Here is a 21,666-nt window from a genome sequence, read left to right as displayed (position 1 = left end):
GCAGGCCAGGGGAGACGAATTTCGAATGCTGGGCGTCCTGGGTCAGGTCCTGATCTCCATCGCCTCGTTCCTGCTGGTGCTGACCTTCATCGTCACCATCCACGAACTGGGTCACTTCCTTGTCGCGCGCGCCTTTGGCGTGAAGGTGGACCGGTTCGCGGTCGGCTTCGGCAAGGCCGTGGCCAGCCGCACCGACCGTCACGGCATCGAGTGGCGTCTCGGCTGGCTGCCGCTGGGCGGCTATGTGAAGTTCTCGGGCGATCTGGATGCGTCCAGCGTGCCTGATCGGGCCGGATTGGACGAACTGCGCCGCCGCGTGGTCGCCGAACGTGGACCGGGCGCCGAGCGCGATTATTTCCACTTCAAGCCGGTATGGCAACGCGCCCTGATCGTCGCGGCCGGACCCATGGCCAACTTCATCCTGGCCATCACCATCTTCGCCGTCGTCTTCATGGCCGTCGGCGTGTCCTTGCGCCCCGCGCGCGTCGCGCAGGTCCAGGCGGGATCGCCCGCCGCCGCCGCCGGATTCCAGGTCGGCGACCTGATCACCGAGGTGAACGGCAAGGCTATCAAGGACGGCAGCGCGGTCACCCGCACCGTCATGCTCTCGACCGGCGATCCCGTGCGTTTCACGGTCGAGCGCGCCGGTCGTCCGGTCGTACTGGTCGCGACGCCGGAACGCCGCGAGGAAAACGATCCCATCGCCGGACGGGTCAAGGTCGGCCGTATCGGCCTGGGGCTGGGCTCGTCGGCCGGCGATGTGCGCCACGTGCGTTACGGCCCTATCGACGCCGTGGTGGAGGGTGCGCGCCAGACGGGCGACGTGATCGGCTCGACCCTGACCTACCTTGGACGTCTGGCGACGGGGCGCGAGTCGGGCGATCAGTTCAGCGGCCCGCTGGGCATGGCCAAGGCGACAGGCTCCCTGACCACGGCTGCGGTCGAAGCTAATCCAGCGCCGAGCGCCATGGCGATCAACCTGCTCCTGACGCTGACAACCTTGGCCGCCATACTTTCGATCGGAATCGGCTTTCTAAATCTGCTTCCCATTCCGGTCCTCGACGGCGGGCATCTGCTTTTCTACGGCTATGAGGCTGTGGCGAAACAGCCTGTGTCGGCGCGGTTCCAGGAGATGGGCTATCGTGCAGGCCTTGCGCTTTTGGCGGGATTTATGTTGTTCGCAACGTGGAACGACCTACAGAAGCTCAATATCTTCCAATTCCTCGGCGGGCTCGTCTCGTGAGCCGACGCCAGCCCCCGACGGTTTCCCGAATGAATGACATGACCTCTCGCGCCGCCGTTCGACTGAGCGCCCGCTCCAGCCTGCTGGCTCTGGCGGTCGCCGCCGGTCTGGGCGCACCCGCGCTGGCGCAGACCGCGCCGGCCCAAACTGCGCCGACGACGACGCCTGCTGCTCAGGCTCAAACGGCCACGTCGCAGGCCCCGGCGAGCGCCGCCGAACCGCGTGTCGAGATCGCTGCGCCGCAGACGATCACGATCAATCGCATCATCGTGCAGGGCGCACAGCGGATCGACCAGACGACGGTCCTTTCCTATCTGCCGATCCGCCCCGGTGACGCTGTCGACGCCTCGGTGCTGGACGTCGCGGTGCGCACCCTGTCGCGCACGGGCCTGTTCGCCGATGTGCAACTGGGCATCCAGAACGGCGACCTGATCGTCCAGATCGTCGAGAACCCGATCATCAACCAAGTGGTGTTCGAGGGAAACAAGGCGCTGTCGAAGGACAAGCTGACCAAGGAAGTGACCCTGGCGCCGCGCGGCATCTATACCCGCGCCAAGGTTCAGGAGGACGTCGGCGCGATCGTCGAACTGTATCGCTTGCAGGGCCGCATCTCTGCGACCGTCACGCCCAAACTGGTCCAGTTGGAACAGAACCGCGTCGATGTGATCTTCGAGATCAACGAAGGCCCGCAGACCGGAATCAGCGCCATCAACGTGCTGGGCAACGAGGCGTTTTCGGATCGCGACGTGCGCGGCGTGATGGTCACCGAGAAGTCGACCTGGTGGAAGTTCTTCTCCAACAACGACAACTACGATCCCAACCGCCTGGAATACGATCAGGAGCAGCTGCGGAAGTTCTACACCAACCGCGGCTATTACGACTTCCGCGTAGTGTCCTCGGTCGCCGAGCTGCAGCCGGACGATCAGGCGTTCCAGCTGACGCTGACCCTTAACGAAGGCGACAAGTACAACTTCGGTGAGATCAAGGTCGTCACCCAGAACGACCGGCTGAACGCCGACTTCCTGAAAGCTCTGGTGCCGATCCGGGAAGGCCAGCTGTACGAAAGCGACAAGATCGAGCAGGCGGTTGACGCCCTGACGTTCGCAGCGGGTTCCGCAGGTTACGCCTTCGTCGAGATCAATCCGACCTACAAGGCCAATCCCGAAACCGACACGGTCGATGTGACCTTCAACGTGTCCGAGGGCCAGCGCGTCTATATCGATCGCATCAATGTGGTCGGCAACACGCGCACGATCGACCCGGTCATTCGTCGCGAACTGCTGCTGACCGAGGGCGACGCCTTCAACCGCGCTCTTATGGAGCGCTCGCGCAACAATCTGCGCGCCCTGGGCTTTTTCAAGGACGTGACGGTCGAGGAAACGCGCGGCAGCGCGCCGGACCGCTCGGTCATCAACGTCAACGTCCAGGAACAGCCGACCGGCGAACTGTCCGTCGGCGCGGGCTTCAGCTCCGTCGATTCCTTCACGGTCAACCTGGGCATCTCGGAGCGGAACTTCCGTGGACGCGGCCAGAACGTGGTCGCCCGTCTGGAGTGGGGCTCGCTGCGCCAGCAGGTCGACTTCCGCTTTACCGAGCCGAAGTTCCTCGGCCGCGATCTGCGCGCCGGCTTCGACCTGTTCCACTCGCGCTACGACCTGAGCCAATATTCGTCGTACGACTATCGCTCGACCGGCGCGGGCCTGCGTCTGTCCTATCCGCTGAACGGCAATATGCTGCTCAGCACGCGCTACTTCCTGAAGTCCGACGAGATCATCGTGCCGACGGGCTTCTGCTCGGGCGTGGGGCAGGGATCTTCGGCCCTGTGCGACCAGATCGGCAGCTTCATCAACTCGTCGGCCGGCTATACGCTGCAGGTCAACTACACCAACGATCCGATCCGTCCGACGCGCGGCTGGGCCGGGTCGTTGCGTCAGGACCTCGCGGGTCTGGGCGGCGACGTGAACTATGTGAAGACCGAGGCCGATGCGAGCTGGTACTACGGCTTTACGCCGAACTGGATCGTCAGCGTTCAGGGTTCCACCGGCTACGTCAGCGGCTGGAACGGCGATCCTATCCGCATCAACGATCGCTTCTTCAAGGGCGGCAACAGCTTCCGCGGCTTCGAGACAGCCGGTATGGGACCGCGCGATCTGAATACGACCGACGCCCTAGGCGGCAACTTCTACGCCATCGGTACGGTCGAGTTGACCCTGCCGAACTATCTGCCCGAGCAATACGGCATCAAGACCTCGCTGTTCGCCGATGTCGGTACGCTGGGCGTGCTGGATGACCGCTACAAGCTGACGTCCACCGGAACGGTGAACACCAACATCGCCGATGAGCTGTCGCTGCGCGCGTCGGCGGGTGTCAGCATCCACTGGAAGTCGCCGATGGGTCCGATCCGCTTCGACATCTCCAAGGTTCTGTCCAAGGAAGACTACGACAAGACGGAATCCTTCCGCTTCTCGACCTCCACTCAGTTCTAATCGCGGCTTTTTCGACCGCACGAGGAAACACCATGAAAGCTCTGATCATCGCGGCGGCCGCCGCTGCTTCGCTCATCGCCACCGCCGCTTCGGCGCAACAGGCCGGCGCGCCCGCCAACCCCGGCCCGGTCATTCCCGGCGTCTGCGTCTATTACAACGCACGCCTGCTGGCCCAGTCGTCGGCCGGTCAGGCCGTCGAAGCCCGCATGCAGCAACTGGCTCAGGAAGTTCAGGGCGAACTGCAGCCCTACGCCACCTCGATCCAGAGCGAGGCCCAGCAACTTCAAACCTCGGGCGCCAGCCTGCCGGCCGACCAACTGCAACAGCGCCGTCAGGCCCTGCAGCAACGCGCGCAAGAGGCGCAACAACTGGAAGCCACCCGTGAAAACGAGCTGCGCTACACCCTGGGCATGCAGCGTCAGGCCATCACCGAGGCCGTCTCGCCGATCCTGACCGCCCTGTATCAGGAAAAGGGCTGCGGCCTGCTGCTGGACCGCGAGAGCGTCTTCATGATGAACCCGGCCATGGACGTCACTGATCTGGCGATCCAGCGCCTGAACACGGCCCTGCCGACGCTGAGCTTCAACCGTATGGCCGTGCCGGCTCAGACGCAGGCTCAACCGGCCGCCGCCCGCTAAGTCTCGATGCCTGATCCGCGCTTCTTCGAAACCCTGTCGCCCCTCAGCGTCGCCGATCTGGCGGCGAAGATCGGCGGCGAGGTCGAGCGGGGCGGGGATCGCATGATCGCCTCCGTCGCGCCCTTGTCCTCTGCGGACGGGGGCGCGGTTGCGTTTTTGGGTGACCGCAAGTTCGCCGCCGCGCTGGCGACGACCCAGGCCGGCTGCGTTATCGTGCCGGCTGAGGCCAAGGACGCCGCGCCGTCGTCCGCCGCCGTCATCGCCTCGCGCACGCCTCAAGCCGCCTGGGCCAAGGCGTCGTTGGCGCTGCATCGGCCCATACTCCTGGATAAAGCGATCAGCCGCGACGAGGCGGCCGAGGACGACAGCGTCGTGGTCGAACCCGGCGCGATCCTGGGGCAGGGCGTCCGCATCGGTCGCGGGTCTCGCATCGGCGCCAACAGCGTCATCGCGCCCGGCGTGCAGATCGGCCGCGATTGCGTGATCGGGGCCAACGTCAGCGTGGCCTTTGCGCTGATCGGCGACCGGGTGAAGCTGTATGCCGGCGCCCGGATCGGCGAAGCGGGCTTCGGCGCCACGGGAACGGCGGCGGGGGTCATGGATATTCCCCAACTGGGCCGCGTCATCCTTCAGGACGGCGTGACGGTGGGCGCCAACTCGTGCATCGACCGCGGGGCCTATGACGACACGGTCATCGGCGAGAACACCAAGATCGATAATCTGGTCATGGTCGGCCACAACTGCGTCATTGGTCGCAACTGCCTGCTGGTCGCCAATACCGGCATCTCGGGCTCTGTGACCGTGGGCGACAATGTCATCTTCGGCGGCAAGGCGGGGATCGGAGACCACATCACGATCGGCGACGGCGCGCGCGTCGCGGCCGGCGCCGGCGTGCTGGCCGATGTTCCTGCCGGCGAGACCTGGTCGGGTTATCCGGCGCGTCCGATCCGACAGTTCTTGCGCGAGACGGTCTGGCTCGCCAAACAGGCCTCATCGAAGAAGGCTCCGAAGGAATCATAGGGATGAGCGACACGACTGCCGTCGAAGGCAAGATCGATTACGCCGAGGTGATGCGGCGGCTGCCGCACCGTTATCCCTTCCTGCTGGTGGACAAGGCCGAAGACTTCGTGCCCGCGACGTCGATCGTCGGCATCAAGAACGTTACCCACAACGAGCCCTTCTTCCCCGGTCACTTCCCGATCGATCCCGTCATGCCCGGCGTGCTGATCGTCGAGGCCATGGCCCAGACCGGCGCCCTGCTGATGTCCAAGACGCTGGATGTCGCCGTGGCCGACAAGGTCATCATGTTCATGTCGATCGACGGAGTTCGCTTCAGAAAGCCCGCGCGGCCAGGCGACCAGCTCCGTATGGAGGTCAAGGTGATCCGCGCGCGGGGTGACGCCTACAAGTTCCGGGGCGAGACCTTCATCGACGGCAAGCTGGCGGCCGAAGCCGAGTTCATGGCGATGGTCGTGACTGTGCCTGCCCCAGCGCCTGGGCCGGCGGCCTGATGACCGTTCATCCCACGGCTCTGATCGACGCGACGGCGACCCTGGGCGAGGGGGTCGAGGTCGGCCCCTGGTGCACGGTCGGGCCGAATGTGGTGCTGGGCGACAACGTGCGTCTGGTCAGTCATGTCGTGGTCCAGCAGGACACGACGGTCGGGGCCGGAACGATCATCCATCCCTTCGCCGTCATTGGCGGCGACCCGCAGCACAATGGCTACAAGGGCGAGACGGTCCGGCTGGAGATCGGCGAGAACAACCTGATCCGCGAGCACTGCACCTTCAATCGAGGCACGCCGCAGGGGACGGGCGTGACGGTCGTTGGTTCGAACAACCTGTTCATGACCGGCGCCCATGTCGGTCACGACTGCGTCGTCGGCGACAATGTGGTCATGGCCAACAACGCGACCTTGGGCGGTCATGCTCAGGTCGGTGACAAGGTGTTTCTGGGCGGACTGTGCGCGGTGCACCAGAACGGCCGCGTCGGGCAGGGCGCGATCATCGGCGGCCTGGCGGCGGTGACGCGCGACGTCATCCCCTATGGCTCGGCCTGGGGCAATCATGCGCGGCTGCGTGGGCTGAATCTGATCGGCCTTAAGCGCAAGGGCTACGGCAAGGATCAGGTACGGCGTCTGCTTGCAGCCTATCGCGATCTGTTCGAGGGCGACGGCGAGTTCGCCGGTCGGATCGATGGCGTAGCGGAACGCTATGCCGACCTGCCGGAGATCGTGGAGATCATCGCCTTCATCCGCGACGGCGGGCGGCGTCCGCTGTGCCTGCCCAACGCGGAATGAGCGCGGCTGGAAAGCTGGGTCTGATCGCGGGCGGCGGCGATCTGCCGGCGGCTGTCGCGGCGCGTTGCGATGCGCTCGGGCGACCGGTTTTCTTGATCCGTCTGGCGGGGTTCGCGGATGAGCATCTGGCGCGCTGGCCCGGCGCCGAGTTCGGTATGGCGCAGATCGGCGCGATCTTGAAGGCGTTGAAGGCCGAGGGCTGCACCACCGTGTGTCTGGCGGGCATCGTCAATCGGCCGGATTTCAAGACGCTAAAGCCTGACTTCAAAGGGGCGACCCTGTTGCCGGGCATCGTCGCCGCCGCCTCCAAGGGCGATGACGCCCTGCTGCGCAAGATACTGTCGGTGTTCGAGGCCGAAGGCTTCGCCGTCGAGGGCGCGGACGACATTCTGGGCGGCGACACGCTTGGCGCTGGCGCGCTGGGCGCCGTCTCGCCGACCGAGGAGCAGCTAGCCGATCTGAAGAAGGCGCTGCATGTCGCCGAAAAATCAGGTGAACTGGATATCGGACAGGGCGCCGTGGTCTGTGACGGCCTGGTCCTTGCGGTCGAGGCGCAGGAAGGCACGGACGCGATGCTGACCCGCGTCGCCAATCTGCCCGCCGACTTGCGTGGAGTGGTCGATAGTCCCAGGGGCGCGCTCGGCAAGGCGCCCAAGCCCATTCAGGATCTGCGCGTCGATATGCCCGTGATCGGGCCGCGCACCGTCGAAATGGCGGCGGCGGCGGGTCTGGCGGGCATCGGCGGTGTGGCCGGACGTTTGATTCTGATCGACCGTCCGGCCATCGTTGAGACGGCCGATCGGTTGGGTCTGTTCGTCTGGGGCGAGGATCGGTGAGCCGTCCGCTGAAGATCATGCTGGTGGCGGCTGAGGCTTCGGGCGATGCGCTGGGCGCCGGTCTGGCCAAGGCGTTGAAGGCGCGGTTGGGGGGCGATGTGGCCTTTGTCGGCGTCGGCGGGCCCAGGATGGCGGCCGAAGGCGTGGTCAGCCCGTTTGATATCGCTGAACTGTCGATCCTGGGCTGGATCGAGGGTTTGCGCGCCTATGGCAAGGTCAAGCGGCGCGTCGAGCAGACGGCGGCGCTGGCCGAGCGGGAAAAGCCCGACGCTGTGGTGCTGATCGACAGTTGGGGCTTCACCATCCGTGTGGCCAAGGCGATCCGGGCCGCGCGGCCGGACCTGCCGCTGATCAAATACGTCGGGCCTCAAGTATGGGCCTCACGGCCGGGCCGGGCCAAGACCTTGGCGGGCGCCGTCGATCATCTTCTGGCCCTCTATGGCTTCGACGCGCCCTGGTTCGAGCGCGAGGGCCTGCCGACGACTGTGGTCGGTTCGTCTGCGCTTCACGTGAACGTCGATGCTGCGGACGGCGCAGCGTTTCGCGCGCGCCGTGGGATCGCCGCCGATGCGCAGCTTCTCTTGGTTTTGCCCGGCAGTCGGCCCAGCGAGATCATCCGAATGGCCCCCGTCTATGAGGCGACGGTCAGAAAACTGAAGACCACGAATCCCGGCCTGGAAGTCGCCGTGGTCGCCGCAGGGACGGTCGCTCACGATGTTGCGGCTCGCGTCGCCGCATGGCCCTTCCGCGTTCACCTGGTCGATGAAGCCGAAAAGTATGATGCCATGCGCGCCGCGACCGTCGCCCTGGCCACCAGCGGCACCGTGTCGACCGAACTTGCGCTTGCGGGCGCGCCGATGGTCATCGCCTACAAGATCGACGGGCTCAGCTATCAGCTGATGAAGCGGTTCGTGACCGCCAAACACATCACCCTGTTCAATGTCGCGGCTGACGATCGGATCGCACCCGAGTTCATCCAGCATGAGGCGACGCCGGCCATCCTGACGGCGGCGGTCGGGCGGCTGCTGGCCGACCCGGCCTTGGCGGCCGAACAGGCGCGTCGCCAGACGGCGGCATTGGACCTGATGGGGCGCGGAGGTCCGGACCCGTCCGAACTGGCTGCCGACGCCGTGCTCAGGGTCATCGCCGCCAAGTCTGCGCGCTGACGATGGCGCGGGCGCTCAGTCCGCGACGTGCGGCCGAGGTCCGCGCCGCGCTGCAGATGGCGGTGGGCGCGATGGCCGCGCTCTATCTGGCGACCTGGCTGAACCTGCCGCACCCGTATTGGAGCGTGATTTCCGCCATCGTCGTCATCCAGGCGAGCGTCGGCGGCGGCGTCCTGACCGTTGCGCGCGACCGGGCCATCGGCACGGCGACGGGGGCGCTGGCGGGCGCGGTGTTCGCCTTCCTTCGTCCGCCGGGTCTGGAAAGCATGGCGCTGAGCATCGCGGTCTTGGCAGGCCTGCTGGCCTTTTTCGCAGCCGGGCGGCCTTGGCTGAAGGTCGCGCCCGTAACGGCGACCATCGTCATTGCTGGCGGGACCGGCGCAGAGGGGCCGGCGTCCCTCGCGCTGGATCGGGTGATGGAAATCCTGGTCGGCAGTGGCGTCGGCGTGCTGGCGATCCTGGCCCTGTTCCCGCGCCATGCCAGGCAATCCTTCAAACTTCAGGCGCGCGAGGCTGCGGGCGAGGCGGCGGTGCTGCTGGCTTTGGTCTCCAAGGCCTCCCCGGAGGATGCGGCCGAGATCTCGCGCCGTCATGCCGATCTGAAGCGGCGGCTGGATGCCTTGGGTCAGGCCGCCAAGAACGTCATCGATCTGCCTGGCCCACAACGCGAGACCGCCGACCGGGCTGCGCTCGTGCGCGCCTTCTGGCGCGTGCGCAGCGACATCGTCATCCTGGGGCGCGGTTTCCAGGCCGAGGGCGCGGGCGCCCGGCTGGATCCCTGGTCGCAGGACGCCGAGCGCGCGGTGGAGCAACTCAAAGCGCTGTCGCAAGGCAGGGCCGCCCAGCCCATGGGCGCGATCGACCAAAGCCTGGCCCTGTCCATGGCCGTCGAAGGGGACGATGTGGCTCTGGGCGCTGCTGCGATCGGCGTGGCCCATATGCACCGTGATCTGGATGACCTGGCCGCGCGTTTCGCGGATTTGAAGCTGGTCTGACGACAAAGAAAAACGCCGGGGATGTGTCCCCGGCGTTCTGCATTCTAGCCTTCGTCTCAGCCGCGCTGTTCGATCGGCACATAATCGCGCTGAGTCGGGCCCGTGTAGAGCTGACGCGGGCGACCGATCTTCTGCGACGGATCGGCCATCATTTCCTGCCACTGCGAGATCCAGCCCACGGTGCGGGCCAGGGCGAACAGGACGGTAAACATGGTGGTCGGGAAGCCCATCGCCGACAGGGTAATGCCCGAATAGAAGTCGACGTTCGGGAACAGCTTGCGCGAGGTGAAGTATTCGTCCGAAAGGGCGACCTTCTCCAGCTCCTTGGCGACCAGGAACAGCGGGTCGTTTTCGCGGCCCGTGGCGGCCAGCACTTCATAGGCCGACTGCTGCATGACCTTGGCGCGCGGGTCGTAGTTCTTGTACACCCGGTGGCCGAAGCCCATCAGCTTGTACTTGCGGTCCTTCACGCCCTGAATGAACTCCGGGATCTTGTCCGGGGTGCCGATTTCCTTGAGCATCGTCAGCGCTTCTTCGTTGGCGCCGCCGTGCGACGGGCCCCACAGGCAGGCGATGCCGGCGGCGATACAGGCGAACGGATTGGCGCCCGACGAACCAGCCAGACGCACGGTCGAGGTCGAGGCGTTCTGTTCGTGGTCGGCGTGCAGGGTGAAGATGCGGTCCATGGCGCGAACCAGGGCCGGATCGACGTGATAGTCCTCGGCCGGCACGGCGAAGCACATGCGCAGGAAGTTCTCGGCATAGGACAGGTCGTTGCGCGGCGAAACGAACGGCTGGCCGATATGGTATTTGTAGGCGCGGGCCGCGATCGTGGGCATCTTTGCGATCAGGCGAATGGCCGAGATGTCGCGCTGGATCGGATCGTGGATGTCCAGGCTGTCGTGATAGAAGGCCGACAGGGCGCCGACGGTGCCGACCATGATCGCCATCGGGTGGGCGTCGCGGCGGAAGCCTTCGAAGAAGCGATCGAACTGGCTGTGAAGCATCGTGTGGGTGGTGATGCTGTTTTCGAACTTCTCGAACTGAGCGGCGGTCGGCAGTTCGCCGTGCAGCAGCAGGTGGCAGACCTCCACGAAGTTCGACTTCGACGCCAGTTGGTCGATCGGATAGCCGCGGTGCAGCAGCACGCCGGCGTCACCGTCGATATAGGTCAGAGCCGATTCACAGGCCGCCGTCGAGGTGAAGCCGGGATCGAAGGTGAAGGCGCCCGTTCCCGCATAGAGTTTGCGGATGTCGATGACGTCCGGGCCGGTAGAGCCCGAAAGGACCGGCAACTCGATCGTCTTGTCCTCGAAGGACAGGGTCGCCGAGCCGGCGGGTTTGGCTTGTTCAGTCATGAATGCCCCTTTGCATCACACGTCCAGGCGCGGGGAGGCGTCGGCCGCTTTTTGGTTTGTGGGTGATCACTTAGTCTGTTGCAGCGCATCATCCAAGCGCCCGAGACTTTCGTCGCGCCCAAGAGCCGACAAAGTTAGTGCAATATCAGGTGATGTTGACCCTGCGGTAAGCGCCGCGCGCATCGGCGGGCCGATTTTTCCGAACCCGATGCCCTCGGATTCCGCAAAGGCCTTGAGCTCGGCTTCCAGTGCGAAGACATCCCAGGATTGGAACAGGGACAGCCGCTCGCGCAAGCGGGCGAGGCGATCCAGCGTTTCACCGGACAGCAGCGCCTTCGCCTTGTCGTCCAGGGTCAGCGGGCGCGATTTCAGGACGAAGGCGGTTTGGTCGGCCAGATCGAGGATCGTCTTGGCGCGGTCCTTGACGAACGGCATGGCGCGCTGGAGACGGGCTTCGTCCGCCTCCGCCAGGGCGTGGCCCTTCTGCAGATGCGCATCCAGCGTCAGCTTGGCGAGCCTTTCATCGTCGGCGAGGCGCAGCCAGTGCGAATTGACGTGGGCCAGCTTGTCGAAGTCCAGACGGGCCGGCGCCTTGCCGATGCCGCCGAGATCGAACCATGCGATAGCCTGGGCGTCGCTGAACAGTTCGTCGTCGCCGTGCGCCCAGCCCAAGCGGGCCAGATAGTTGCGCATGGCCTCGGGCAAATAGCCCATCTCGGCGTATTCATGCACCGCCTGGGCGCCGTGACGCTTCGACAACTTGGCGCCGTCCGGTCCGTGGATCAGGGGGATGTGGGCGAAGGTCGGGCGCGTCCAGCCCAGCGCATCGTAGATCAGGCTCTGGCGCGCGGCGTTGTTCAGATGATCGTCGCCGCGAATGACGTGGGTCACGGCCATGTCATGGTCGTCCACGACGACGGCGAGATTATAGGTCGGCGCGCCGTCCGAACGCAGCAGCACCAGATCGTCCAGGTCGTCGGTCGACCAGTTCACGTCGCCTTGGACCTCATCGGCCACCGTGACCGTCGTCGCCTTTGGCCGACGGAAGCGCACGACGTGCGGCAGGGCCAGATCGTCCACGGTCGGCTCACGGTCGCGCCAAGGCGATTCGAAGGTGCGCTTTTCAGCCTTGGCCTCGTCACGCAGACGACCGGTCTCCTCGGCCGAGGTGAAGTCGCGGTAGGCGTGGCCAGTTTCGAGCAGTTGATCGACCACCTCGCGGTGGCGGTCGGCGCGGCTGTACTGGAACACCGGCTCTTCGTCGGCGAACAGTTCCAGCCAGCTCAGACCGTCGAAGATGGCCTTCACCGCCTCGTCGGTCGAACGTTCGCGGTCGGTATCCTCGACCCGGATCAGAAAACGCCCTGCGTGTCTCTTGGCGTACAACCAGTTGAATAAAGCGGTTCTCGCCCCGCCGATATGCAGATAGCCTGTCGGCGAGGGGGCGAAGCGGGTGACGACAGTCGAGGAAGGTGAGGTCATGGGGGAGGGGTCCGTAAGCGAGGCCCTTATACGCCCCGATGCGGCAAAACCTACCCCCGCTGCGCGATTGCGCGCCTGGCTGCACGCCGAGGTAGCTGCACAGACCCTGAGATGGCGGCTATGGGCGCCGGTCGCATTCGGCGCGGGCGGCGGCGTCTATTTCGCCCTGCGAGCCGAGCCGGTCTTGTGGCCCTTGTTGTTGGGCGCCGCCTTGGCCTTTGGGCTGTGGGTCCTGGCGCGCCGGCGCGGCGGGTCGCGGCGCCTGACCTGGCTGCTCTTGATGCTGGCCTGCGTTTCAGGCGGGCTGGCGGCGGCCAAGGTGCGCACCGAAGCTGTCGCCGCACCGATCGCGCCTGCCCTCAGCGAACCGACCGTGATCGAAGCCTGGGTCGTCGATGTCGACAGCCCAGGGCAGCGCGGCGCGCGGGTCGTGATCGCGCCGGTCTGGATCCGCGGACTGACGCCCGAACAGACGCCGGTGCGCTTGCGGGCGACGGTGCGAGGCGACCCGCCGCGGCCTGGCGAAGCGATCCGCCTGTTCGGCATTCTGAATCCGCCGCCTGCGCCGGCCAGCCCCGGCGCCTACGACTTCGGGCGCAACGCCTTCTTTCAGGGCATGGGCGGCGTGGCGTTCGCCTTGGGCGACACGCGTACAGCCGATCTGGCCCCGCCGCCGTGGCGGCTTCGACTTGAAATGGCGATCAATGGCGCCCGCTTCGCATTGGCCGAACGGATCGTGGCGCGGCTTGGCGAACGAACCGGCGGGATCGCGGCGGCAATGACCACCAGCCATGAAACCTGGATCAGTCAGGAGGACATGGATGTGATGCGCGATTCCGGCCTGGCGCACATCCTTTCGGTGTCAGGGCTGCATATGGCCATCGTCGGCGGTTTCGTCTTCTTCGCCGTGCGGCTGGGCGTCGCGGCCTGGCCCTGGTTGGCCCTGCGAGTTCACGGCAAGAAGGTCGCGGCCTTGGCGGGCCTGACGGCGGTCGGGGTCTATCTGGTGGTGTCGGGCGCGCCGCCGCCGGCCGAGCGGGCGGCCATCACCGCCTCCATCGCCTTTCTCGCCATCCTGCTGGATCGGCAAGCTGTGACGATGCACGGCCTGGCGGTCGCGGCCTTCATCGTTTTGGCGATACAGCCTGAAGCCATCGTCACGCCGGGCTTTCAGATGTCGTTCGCGGCGACGGCGGCCTTGGTCGCCCTGGTCGAGGCCTGGCCGAAGCGCCCGCGCGAAATATCGGCGCCCTGGCCGATCCTGGCAGTCCAACGGCTGGGCGGTTGGTTGACGGCGGCTGTGGCGGCCAGCGTCGTCGCAGGATTGGCGACGGGACCGTTCGCCATGCAGCATTTCAACCGCACCGCCATGTACGGACTGCTCGCCAATCTCGGCACGTCGCCCGTGGCGGACTTCATCCTGATGCCGGCGCTGGCCTTAGGCGCAGCGTTCGAGCCCTTGGGGCTGGGGGGACCGTTCTTGGCGGTCGCGGGATGGGGCGTGGATCTGATGCTGGCGATCGGCACGTGGACGGCGGGACTGCCCGGCGCGGTCAGAACCGTCGCCAGCGCGCCGAACTATGTCCTGCCGATCGCCTTTCTGGGCGTGCTGTTCGTCTGCCTGTGGCAGGGCCGCCTACGATGGTTGGGATTGCCGTTCGCAGCTGCGGTCCTGATCTGGCCGCGTGCGCCGACGCCGGACCTCTGGATTGGCGATGGCGGGACGAACGCCGCCTTTCATCGTGGTCAGGCGGGGGTCGTCGTGCGGCCTGGCGTGCGCGAATTTGCAGTCGATCTCTGGTCACGAAGACGGGGGCTGACGATGACGGACCGGTCGGAGACGGGCTGGGTCTGCGACCGCTTCTCCTGTCGACCGGACACCGATGAGGCCGGGCCCGTAGCAATCTGGTGGGGGCGAAAGTCGCCGAGCTCCGATCAGATGGAGATGTTATGCCGCGCGGCGCCCGTCGTCAGCGTCCGCGCCGTCGTCATCTCAATCCCAAGCGCCTGTCAGAATCGCCTTGTTCTGGACGGCGTGGACTTTGCGCGGGGTGGCGCGGTGGAGTTGTGGCGCGACAGTTCGGGCGAGCCGAACCGGTGGCGCGCGGTGTGGACGGCCGACGTTCGCGGCGACCGCCCCTGGACGCGTCAGTCCGATCCGGAGGTCAGTGATACCGGCGCATGAGGCCGACCAGCTTGCCCTGAACGGCGACCTGATCCGAACCGTAGATCTTGGTCTCGTAGTTGCGGTTGGCGGGTTCCAGCGCGATCGAGGCCCCCTTCTTGCGGAGGCGCTTCAGCGTCGCCTGCTCGCCCTCGACCAGAGCCACCACGATCTCGCCGGAGGCGGCGTTGTCGGTCGATTTGATCACCACCATATCGCCGTTCAGGATGCCGGCCTCGATCATGGAGTCGCCTTCGATCTCCAGCAGATAGTGCTCGCCAGAACCCAGCATCGATTCCGGAACCGGGTAGCGGGCGGTTTCATACTCGATCGCGTCGATCGGCGTGCCGGCGGCGATCTTGCCCATCAGCGGCAGTTCGCGTGTGTCGTTGGCCGCCATCGGGGCCGCAGGTCTGACACCGCCGCCGCCTTCGATGACGTCGGGCTTGAACCCGGCGCGACCGCGCGGCGCGCCGGCCGTCGCCTGTTCGGGCAGTTTCGTGACTTCCAAAGCGCGAGCGCGGTGAGCGAGACGGCGGATGAAGCCGCGTTCCTCCAGCGCGGTGATCAGACGGTGAATGCCGGACTTGGAGGCCAGATCGAGCGCCTCCTTCATCTCGTCGAACGAAGGGGAGACGCCGGTCTCCTGGATGCGTTCATGAATGAACATCAGCAGTTCGTGCTGTTTGCGCGTGAGCATCGCCAGGCCCTCATGCGCCCGCCGACGAATCGGAACGGGCCGTGAACATTTGTCGATGTTCTGTAAGTGTTCCTTGCTAATGTCAACTTAACGGCGAGGCTTGCCGCCGCGTGTCGGTCAGGTGGCCAGCAACTGACGGGTCGCCGCCTCGACATCGGCCTGCCGCATCAGGCTCTCGCCGACGAGGATCGCCTGGGCATGCGCGGCCGAAACCCGCGCCACGTCCTCGGGCGTGAAGATGCCGCTCTCGGCGACCAGCAGAGCCCGAACGGGGCTGAGCATCGACAGCCGCTCCGTGGTTTCCAGATCGACCTCGAACGTGCGCAGCGAGCGATTATTGACCCCCACCAGATCGCCGCCGAGGGCACAGGCGCGCGCCATTTCTTCCTCGTCGTGCGTCTCTATGAGCGCATCCATGCCGAACCGCCCGGCTTCCGACAGCAGCTCGGCGGCCAACCGGTCATCGACCATGGCCAGGATGATCAGGATGCAGTCGGCGCCCAGGGCGCGGCTTTCGGCGACCTGCCAGGGATCGACCAGGAAATCCTTGCGCAGGCAGGGCAGGGCGACGGCCTCGCGGGCCTGGCCCAGATAGGCGTCGTCGCCCTGGAAGCTGGGGCCATCGGTCAGCACCGACAGACAGGCCGCGCCGCCGGCCTCATAGGCGCGGGCCAGAGCCGGCGGATTGAAATCGGGCCGGATCAGGCCCTTTGAGGGGCTGGCCTTCTTGATTTCGGCGATCAGGGCGGGACGACCGGTTTCCTCGCCTATACGTTCCAAGGCGGCGCGAAAGCCGCGCGGAGCCGATGCGGCGCGGGCCAGGGCTTCGATCGCGTCGTGCGAGGTCGCTGCCTTGCGGGCGGCGACGTCCTCGCGCTTGTAGGCGGCGATGCGGTCCAGAACGTCGGTCATGCGGGCTCTTCGCTTTCCAGCGGTGTGGAGGTGATGCGGGCCAGGCGATCCAGCGCCTCGGCGGCTCGACCGTCGTCGATCGCGGCAGCGGCGAGCGCGGCGCCCTCGGCCAGATCGGTCGCGCGGTCTGACACAACGAGGGCGGCGGCGGCGTTCAGCAGCACGATGTCGCGGTAAGGACCAGCCGCGCCGGCCAGAAGCGCGCGCAGGGCCACGGCGTTCTCCTCGGCGTCGCCGCCACGAATGTCTGTGATAGAGGCGCGCGGCAGGCCGGCGTCCTCGGGCGTGATCTGGAAGCGGCGAACCGCGCCGTCCTTCCATTCGGCGACGTCCGTGGGTCCGGAAGTCGCCAGTTCGTCCAGGCCCTGGCCGTGAACGGTCCAGGCCCGGGTGGCGCCGAGCCGGCCCAGCACCTCGGCCAGCGGCTCCAGCAGGCGCGGATCATAGACGCCCATGACCTGTCGCCTTGCAGACGCCGGGTTCGAAAGCGGTCCCAACAGGTTGAAGACAGTGCGAAAACCGATCTCGGCCCGCACCGGCCCGACATGACGCATCGCCCCGTGATAAGCCGGGGCGAACAGGAAGCAGATCCCGGCCTCGTCCAGCGCCTTCTTCTGCTGCGCCTGCGACGCCATCAGGTTCACGCCCAGGATCGACAGGACGTCGGAAGAGCCCGATTTCGATGACATCGCCCGATTGCCGTGCTTGGCGACCTTCAGACCGGCTCCGGCTAGAACCAGGGCTGCGGCGGTCGAGATATTGTAGGTGTGCTGACCGTCGCCCCCGGTGCCGCAGGTGTCGATCACCTCATAGGGATGATCCAGCGTCAGGGCGGCCTCGCGCATGGCGCCCGCGAAGGCGGCGATCTCGTCCACGGTCTCGCCGCGCATCCGCATGGCGGTGACGGCGGCGGCGACCTGCGAGGGGGTCGGCTCGCCGCGCAGGCAGGCGGCGAAGAAGTCGTGCGCCTGTTGCGACGTCAGCGGATGGCCCTCGACCAGCCGGGCGAGGATCGGCTTGAATCCGTCGCCCACGGTCAGGCGGCCGCGAGGCGCTTTACGCCGGCGATCTCGAGGAAGTTGGCCAGCATGTCGTGACCGTGTTCGGTGGCGATGGATTCGGGGTGGAACTGCACGCCGTGGATCGGGCGGGTGCGATGTTGCAAACCCATGATCTCGCCGTCGGCGGTCCAGGCGGTGACCTCCAGGTCGTCCGGCAGGGTTTCGCGCCTGACCGCCAGCGAGTGATAGCGTGTGGCGGTGAAGGGCGAGGGCAGGCCGGCGAAGACGCTCTGGCCCTCATGCAGGATCGGCGAGGTCTTGCCGTGCATCAGGGTCTTGGCGCGGATCACGTCGCCGCCGAAGGCCTGGCCGATGGCCTGATGACCCAGGCACACGCCCAGGATCGGCATCGATTCTGGCGCGGTCGTGATCAACGGCAGGCAGATGCCCGCCTGATCGGGCGCGCACGGGCCGGGCGACAGCAGAACGGCGGCGGGGTTCAGCGCCCACGCCTCGTCCACCGTCAGGTCGTCGTTGCGCACCACATGCGTCGGCGCGCCCAACTCCGCGAGGTAGTGGACGAGATTGTAGGTGAAGCTGTCGTAGTTATCGACGACGAGGATCATGGCTTGGCTTCTAGGCGTGACGCGCGTCCGCGCCAAGCGGGCGCGGCCTTAAAGCGCATTTTAACTCGACGGGACTAGGACTGGGCGGGTGAAACTCGCCGCTGAAAAAGACATCGCCGCCAAGATCGCCGCCGCCAAGGCGAAGCTGGTCGTGGTCGAAACCAGGCCCAACCCCGTCGCCGCACTTGGCGCAGCTGCGCTCGCAGCGACTGCGGCGGTTCTAATGGCGGGCGTCGTCATCATCGGCCCCGGCGTGCAGTTCAACGACCCGGCGATGACGATTTCGCGCTAGCGATTGCCGGTCCGAAACCGCCAGGCGTCTTCCGCCGCCCGCATCGGCGCCCGCGCCTTGTGCTGGGTCTCGGCATATTCGGCCGCAGGGTCGCTGTCGGCGACGACGCCGGCCCCGGCCTGAACGAAGATCCGATCGTCGGCGAAAAGGGCGGTGCGCAGGGTGATGCAGATGTCCGCCTCGCCGCTGGCCGAAATATAGCCGACGCCGCCGCCGTAACCCACGCCGCGCTTTTCGCTTTCCAGTTCGTCGATGATCTCCATCGCGCGCACCTTGGGCGCGCCCGACAGGGTGCCGGCGGGCAAGGCGGCCAGCAGCGTGTCGACCGCATCCAGCCTGGGGTCAGCCTTGCCCCGCACGTTGGAGACGATGTGCATGACCTGGCTATAGCGTTCGACGACGAAGCTCTCGGTGACCTCGACCGTGCCAGGCGCCGCGACGCGGCCCACATCGTTGCGGCCCAGGTCCAGCAGCATCAGATGCTCGGCCAGCTCCTTCGGATCGGCCAGCAATTCGACTTCCAGCGCCTTGTCCGCCTCTGGCGTTGCGCCGCGCATGCGGGTGCCGGCCAGCGGCCGGATCGTGACCTCGCCGTCCTTCAGCCGAACCAGGATCTCGGGGCTGGAGCCGGCGAGCTGGAAGCCTTCGAAGTTCAGATAGAACAGATAGGGCGACGGATTCTGGCGACGCAGCGAGCGATAGAAGGCGAAGGGATCGTCCGTCCACGGGGCTGAGAACCGATGGCTGAGCACGACCTGGAAGATGTCGCCGGCGCCGATGTAGTCCTTGGCCCTGGCGACCATCTCGCCGAAGGCCGGCTCGTCCACCGGCGAGGTGAAGACGGGAGGCGGCGTTGGCTGCGGAGCGGCGCGGACGGGCAGGGGTTCGCGCAACGCCGTCTCGAACGCGTCCAGCCGCGCCGTCGCGGCGTCGAACGCCTCTTGCGCGGCGATGCCGGCGTCGGGATAGGCGGCCGACACCAGAACGATCTCGTGGCGGACTGAATCGAAGATGGCCACCAGCGACGGCCGCGTCAGCACGGCGTCGGGCAGATCGAGCGGATCAGGATTCGGCGCGCCCAGCGGTTCCAGCAGGCGCACCATGTCGTAGCCGAAGACGCCGAACAGACCGGCGGCCATCGGCGGCAATCCCTCCGGCAGATCGAACTTCGACGCCGCGATCAGCGCGCGCAGCGATTGCAGCGCCGGCAGGGGGTCAGCTGTAAAGCGACCCTCCGCTATAGCCGAGCCGCGCGACAGTTCCGCCGTATTGGAGCGACAACGCCAGACCACATCAGGATTCAGCGTCAGGATGGAGTAGCGTCCCTTGACCGCGCCCCCCTCGACCGACTCCAGCAGACAGGCGTACGGCCGATCGCGCCCCAGCTTCAAATAGGCCGAGACCGGGGTTTCCAGGTCGTCGATGACCCGCCGAACCAGGACCTGCGGCCGACCGGCCGAAAGGCCGGCGGCGAAGGCGTCGAACGTGAGGTCGCGCGAAGCGTCGTCGGTCATTGCGCCGGTGCGGCGGGCGTTGCGCCACTCGACAGACCCAGGGCCGACAGCGCCTGAGCCGGGTCGTTCTTGGCCTTGGAGCGCTGGGCGCCCGCCGAGACCGACGATTCGACCATGGCCTGGACCAACTCCTGAGTCAGGCGCGGACGGCCCTGCTCGGCCAGGGGACCGGCTACGGCCGGACTGGCGGCGCGGACGTTGTCGACGCGGCCGACCACATAGGCGGTCTGCGACGCCGGCTGCGAGAAGGCCTGGCCCTTGGACTGGCCGAACAGGCCCTGAAGCACGCCCTGACCCAAGGCTTCCTGGGTCTGCTGGTTGCGGATGACGCCGGTGCGCACGGTCAGCGGCGCATTGACCGAGCGGGCGACCGCAGCGATGTCTTCGCCATTGCGCACACGGGTCGTCAGCTCTTCAGCCTTGGACGACAGGCGACGCATGGTCTCCCGCTGGATCCATTGGGCGGCCAGGGGCTCGCGCACTTCGGCCAGGGTCGGCAGGGCCGACGGGCGGATGTCGTTGACGCGCACGGCGAAATACTGGCCCTGACCGGCGTCGATGACGTCGCTCTCGCCGCCTTTGGTCAGGCTCCAGGCCGTCTCGAAGATTTGCGGCGGGGCGTTCAGCGCCTGACCGTTCGGCAGTTTGCCGTCCTTGGTGAAGGGCGGCAGATCGACGATGCGACCGCCGGCCTCACGCGCGGCGTCAGCCAGGTTCTTGCCGGCCGTGCGGGCGGCTTCGTACTTCTCGACCTTGGCGTAGGTCTGGGTCTTCACGTCCTCGGCGCGCAGTTCCTGGATCAGTTCCTCGCGAGCACTGTCCAGCGTGGCGGGCGCGGCGGGCTGAACGGCCGTGACCTTGGCGACGGCGAAGCCGACACCAGCTTGGACCGGGTTGGACACCTGATTGGCTTGCAGGCCGAAGACGGCGGCTGCGGTCGCGGCGTCGCCGATCGCCGAGCGAGGGGTCTCGTTGAAGGCGGCCGGCGTGATGTTGTTGGCGCGACCGACGTCGGCGGGCGATTGGCCTGCACGCAGGGCGGCGGCGATCTTCTGGGCCGTCTCCCGGTTCGGCGCGGTCAGGGTGACGAAGGACCGCGTCTCGGGCTTGCTCAGCGTGTCCTTCTTGAACTCGAAACGCTCGCGGATGCGGTCTTCCGAGATCGGCGCATTGGCCGAAGCCTCAGGCGTGAACAGAACCACCGACACCATGCGGAACTCGGGCGCGCGCAAGCGGTCGGCGTTCTCCTGGATGAAGGCGTTCAACTGGGCGTCGGTCGGGGCGGGCACCTGTCCGGCCATCGCCGGGGTCACCTCGAACCAACGACCGTCGCGGCTTTCGAAGGCGGATCCGGCCAGCAGCGCGCCATAGATGCGCGGCACGCGGGCGCCGGCGAAGACGGCGGCGCCGAAATGCTCCGTGGCGTACTGGTCGCGCAGGTCCTGCTCCAGCATGGCGGGCGTCAGGTTCTGCTGCGCGAGAGCCGCCTCATAGGCCTGCTCGTCGAACTGGCCGGTGACCGAGTTGAAGAAGGCCGGGATCTGGCGGATCTGCTTGACGATCAGTTCCTTGCCCGGGCGGATGCCGGCCTTGTAGGCCCAGTTCAGGAAGCCCAGTTGCTGCGTTTGCTCCGTCAGGAAGCGCACGTGGATGTTTTCCGCAACCAACTCCTGGTTGGTCAGGGGACGGCCGACCTGCTGCTGTAGCCGCTCACGCACCTGATCGAAGGCCGTGCGGAACTCGGCCTCGTTCATCGAGCGGTCGCCTGCGTCGATGACGTGCTTCGGTCCCAGGTTGGAGAAGACATCCATCCGCGCGCCGACGATCACGAAGCTGATCGCGATCAGGACAAGCAGGGCGGCCGCCCATTTGGATCGAGAGAAGGCGCGGAAGGCGGTGAGCATTCGAAAACCCGGGACTGGCCGATATTGGCGTCAATCGTCGCGTATAGTCG

At 66.6% G+C, this 21,666-nt stretch carries 19 protein-coding genes; 11 read left to right on the top strand and 8 right to left on the bottom strand.

Going from position 1 to position 21,666, the window contains the following annotated elements; all coding sequences use genetic code 11:
- The first annotated feature begins 25 nt into the window (after window positions 1-25).
- From HF680_RS04800 to HF680_RS04760, 9 genes are read left to right on the top strand one after another with little or no spacing between them, the layout of a single operon-like run.
- Complete coding sequence (locus HF680_RS04800) at window positions 26-1,243, top strand: M50 family metallopeptidase (protein WP_185224229.1); 1,218 nt, start codon at window positions 26-28, stop codon at window positions 1,241-1,243.
- A 29-nt stretch (window positions 1,244-1,272) separates the two neighbouring features.
- Window positions 1,273-3,729, top strand: coding sequence for an outer membrane protein assembly factor BamA (gene bamA / locus HF680_RS04795; RefSeq protein ID WP_185224228.1), 2,457 nt, complete (start codon window positions 1,273-1,275; stop codon window positions 3,727-3,729).
- 32 nt (window positions 3,730-3,761) lie between these two features.
- Window positions 3,762-4,367, top strand: coding sequence for an OmpH family outer membrane protein (locus HF680_RS04790; protein ID WP_185224227.1), 606 nt, complete (start codon window positions 3,762-3,764; stop codon window positions 4,365-4,367).
- Between the two features lie 6 nt (window positions 4,368-4,373).
- A complete protein-coding gene (lpxD, locus tag HF680_RS04785; RefSeq protein ID WP_185224226.1) occupies window positions 4,374-5,387 on the top strand; it encodes a UDP-3-O-(3-hydroxymyristoyl)glucosamine N-acyltransferase in 1,014 nt (337 codons plus the stop codon).
- Complete coding sequence (gene fabZ, locus HF680_RS04780; RefSeq protein WP_045811203.1) at window positions 5,384-5,878, top strand: 3-hydroxyacyl-ACP dehydratase FabZ; 495 nt, start codon at window positions 5,384-5,386, stop codon at window positions 5,876-5,878. The genes lpxD and fabZ overlap by 4 nt, the downstream gene beginning before the upstream one ends.
- Window positions 5,878-6,666, top strand: coding sequence for an acyl-ACP--UDP-N-acetylglucosamine O-acyltransferase (gene lpxA, locus HF680_RS04775; RefSeq protein ID WP_185224225.1), 789 nt, complete (start codon window positions 5,878-5,880; stop codon window positions 6,664-6,666). The genes fabZ and lpxA overlap by 1 nt, the downstream gene beginning before the upstream one ends.
- Complete coding sequence (lpxI, locus tag HF680_RS04770) at window positions 6,663-7,502, top strand: UDP-2,3-diacylglucosamine diphosphatase (RefSeq protein ID WP_185224224.1); 840 nt, start codon at window positions 6,663-6,665, stop codon at window positions 7,500-7,502. Before lpxA ends, lpxI begins: the two co-directional genes overlap by 4 nt.
- Complete coding sequence (lpxB, locus tag HF680_RS04765; RefSeq protein ID WP_185224223.1) at window positions 7,499-8,668, top strand: lipid-A-disaccharide synthase; 1,170 nt, start codon at window positions 7,499-7,501, stop codon at window positions 8,666-8,668. Before lpxI ends, lpxB begins: the two co-directional genes overlap by 4 nt.
- A 2-nt stretch (window positions 8,669-8,670) precedes the next feature.
- Window positions 8,671-9,663, top strand: coding sequence for an FUSC family protein (locus tag HF680_RS04760; protein WP_185224222.1), 993 nt, complete (start codon window positions 8,671-8,673; stop codon window positions 9,661-9,663).
- 56 nt (window positions 9,664-9,719) lie between these two features.
- Here the strand turns inward: HF680_RS04760 and gltA are convergent, their stop codons facing one another.
- Window positions 9,720-11,021, bottom strand: coding sequence for a citrate synthase (gltA, locus tag HF680_RS04755; protein ID WP_091746993.1), 1,302 nt, complete (start codon window positions 11,019-11,021; stop codon window positions 9,720-9,722).
- A 66-nt stretch (window positions 11,022-11,087) separates the two neighbouring features.
- Window positions 11,088-12,503 carry a glutamate--tRNA ligase gene (gltX, locus tag HF680_RS04750; RefSeq protein WP_185224221.1) on the bottom strand — a complete coding sequence of 472 codons (1,416 nt, stop codon included), beginning with the start codon at window positions 12,501-12,503 and terminating at the stop codon, window positions 11,088-11,090.
- Between the two features lie 67 nt (window positions 12,504-12,570).
- Here gltX and HF680_RS04745 point away from each other — a divergent pair, with 67 nt between their 5' ends.
- Complete coding sequence (locus tag HF680_RS04745; protein ID WP_185224220.1) at window positions 12,571-14,688, top strand: ComEC/Rec2 family competence protein; 2,118 nt, start codon at window positions 12,571-12,573, stop codon at window positions 14,686-14,688.
- On the opposite strand, the gene lexA is transcribed toward HF680_RS04745, so the two are convergent.
- From lexA to HF680_RS04725, 4 genes are all read right to left on the bottom strand, one after another.
- Window positions 14,669-15,367: a transcriptional repressor LexA gene (lexA, locus tag HF680_RS04740; protein ID WP_185224219.1), complete on the bottom strand. Its 699-nt coding sequence runs from the start codon at window positions 15,365-15,367 to the stop codon at window positions 14,669-14,671. The two genes, HF680_RS04745 and lexA, sit on opposite strands and share 20 nt — an antisense overlap.
- Window positions 15,368-15,484: 117 nt before the next feature.
- A complete protein-coding gene (gene trpC / locus HF680_RS04735; RefSeq protein ID WP_185224218.1) occupies window positions 15,485-16,279 on the bottom strand; it encodes an indole-3-glycerol phosphate synthase TrpC in 795 nt (264 codons plus the stop codon).
- The gene (gene trpD / locus HF680_RS04730) at window positions 16,276-17,313 is read right to left on the bottom strand and encodes an anthranilate phosphoribosyltransferase (protein WP_185224217.1); all 1,038 of its coding nucleotides are present in this window, start codon (window positions 17,311-17,313) and stop codon (window positions 16,276-16,278) included. The genes trpC and trpD overlap by 4 nt, the downstream gene beginning before the upstream one ends.
- Before the next feature lie 2 nt (window positions 17,314-17,315).
- Window positions 17,316-17,906, bottom strand: coding sequence for an anthranilate synthase component II (locus HF680_RS04725; protein WP_185224216.1), 591 nt, complete (start codon window positions 17,904-17,906; stop codon window positions 17,316-17,318).
- A gap of 88 nt (window positions 17,907-17,994) precedes the next feature.
- Here HF680_RS04725 and HF680_RS04720 point away from each other — a divergent pair, with 88 nt between their 5' ends.
- Complete coding sequence (locus tag HF680_RS04720; RefSeq protein ID WP_055809137.1) at window positions 17,995-18,198, top strand: hypothetical protein; 204 nt, start codon at window positions 17,995-17,997, stop codon at window positions 18,196-18,198.
- Here HF680_RS04720 and trpE read toward each other — a convergent pair.
- Together trpE and HF680_RS04710 are read right to left on the bottom strand one after the other, a co-directional pair.
- Entirely contained in the window at window positions 18,195-19,712 is a 1,518-nt protein-coding gene (gene trpE, locus HF680_RS04715) for an anthranilate synthase component I (RefSeq protein ID WP_185224215.1), read from the bottom strand. The genes HF680_RS04720 and trpE overlap by 4 nt on opposite strands.
- Window positions 19,709-21,616 (bottom strand): peptidylprolyl isomerase, encoded by a 1,908-nt coding sequence (locus HF680_RS04710; protein ID WP_185224214.1) that lies wholly within the window; start codon window positions 21,614-21,616, stop codon window positions 19,709-19,711. The genes trpE and HF680_RS04710 overlap by 4 nt, the downstream gene beginning before the upstream one ends.
- Between the last annotated feature and the right edge of the window lie 50 nt (window positions 21,617-21,666).

The sequence above is a fragment of the Brevundimonas huaxiensis genome, assembly GCF_014218725.1.
GTDB lineage: Bacteria > Pseudomonadota > Alphaproteobacteria > Caulobacterales > Caulobacteraceae > Brevundimonas > Brevundimonas huaxiensis.
This window is presented reverse-complemented; position numbering and strand designations above follow the sequence as displayed.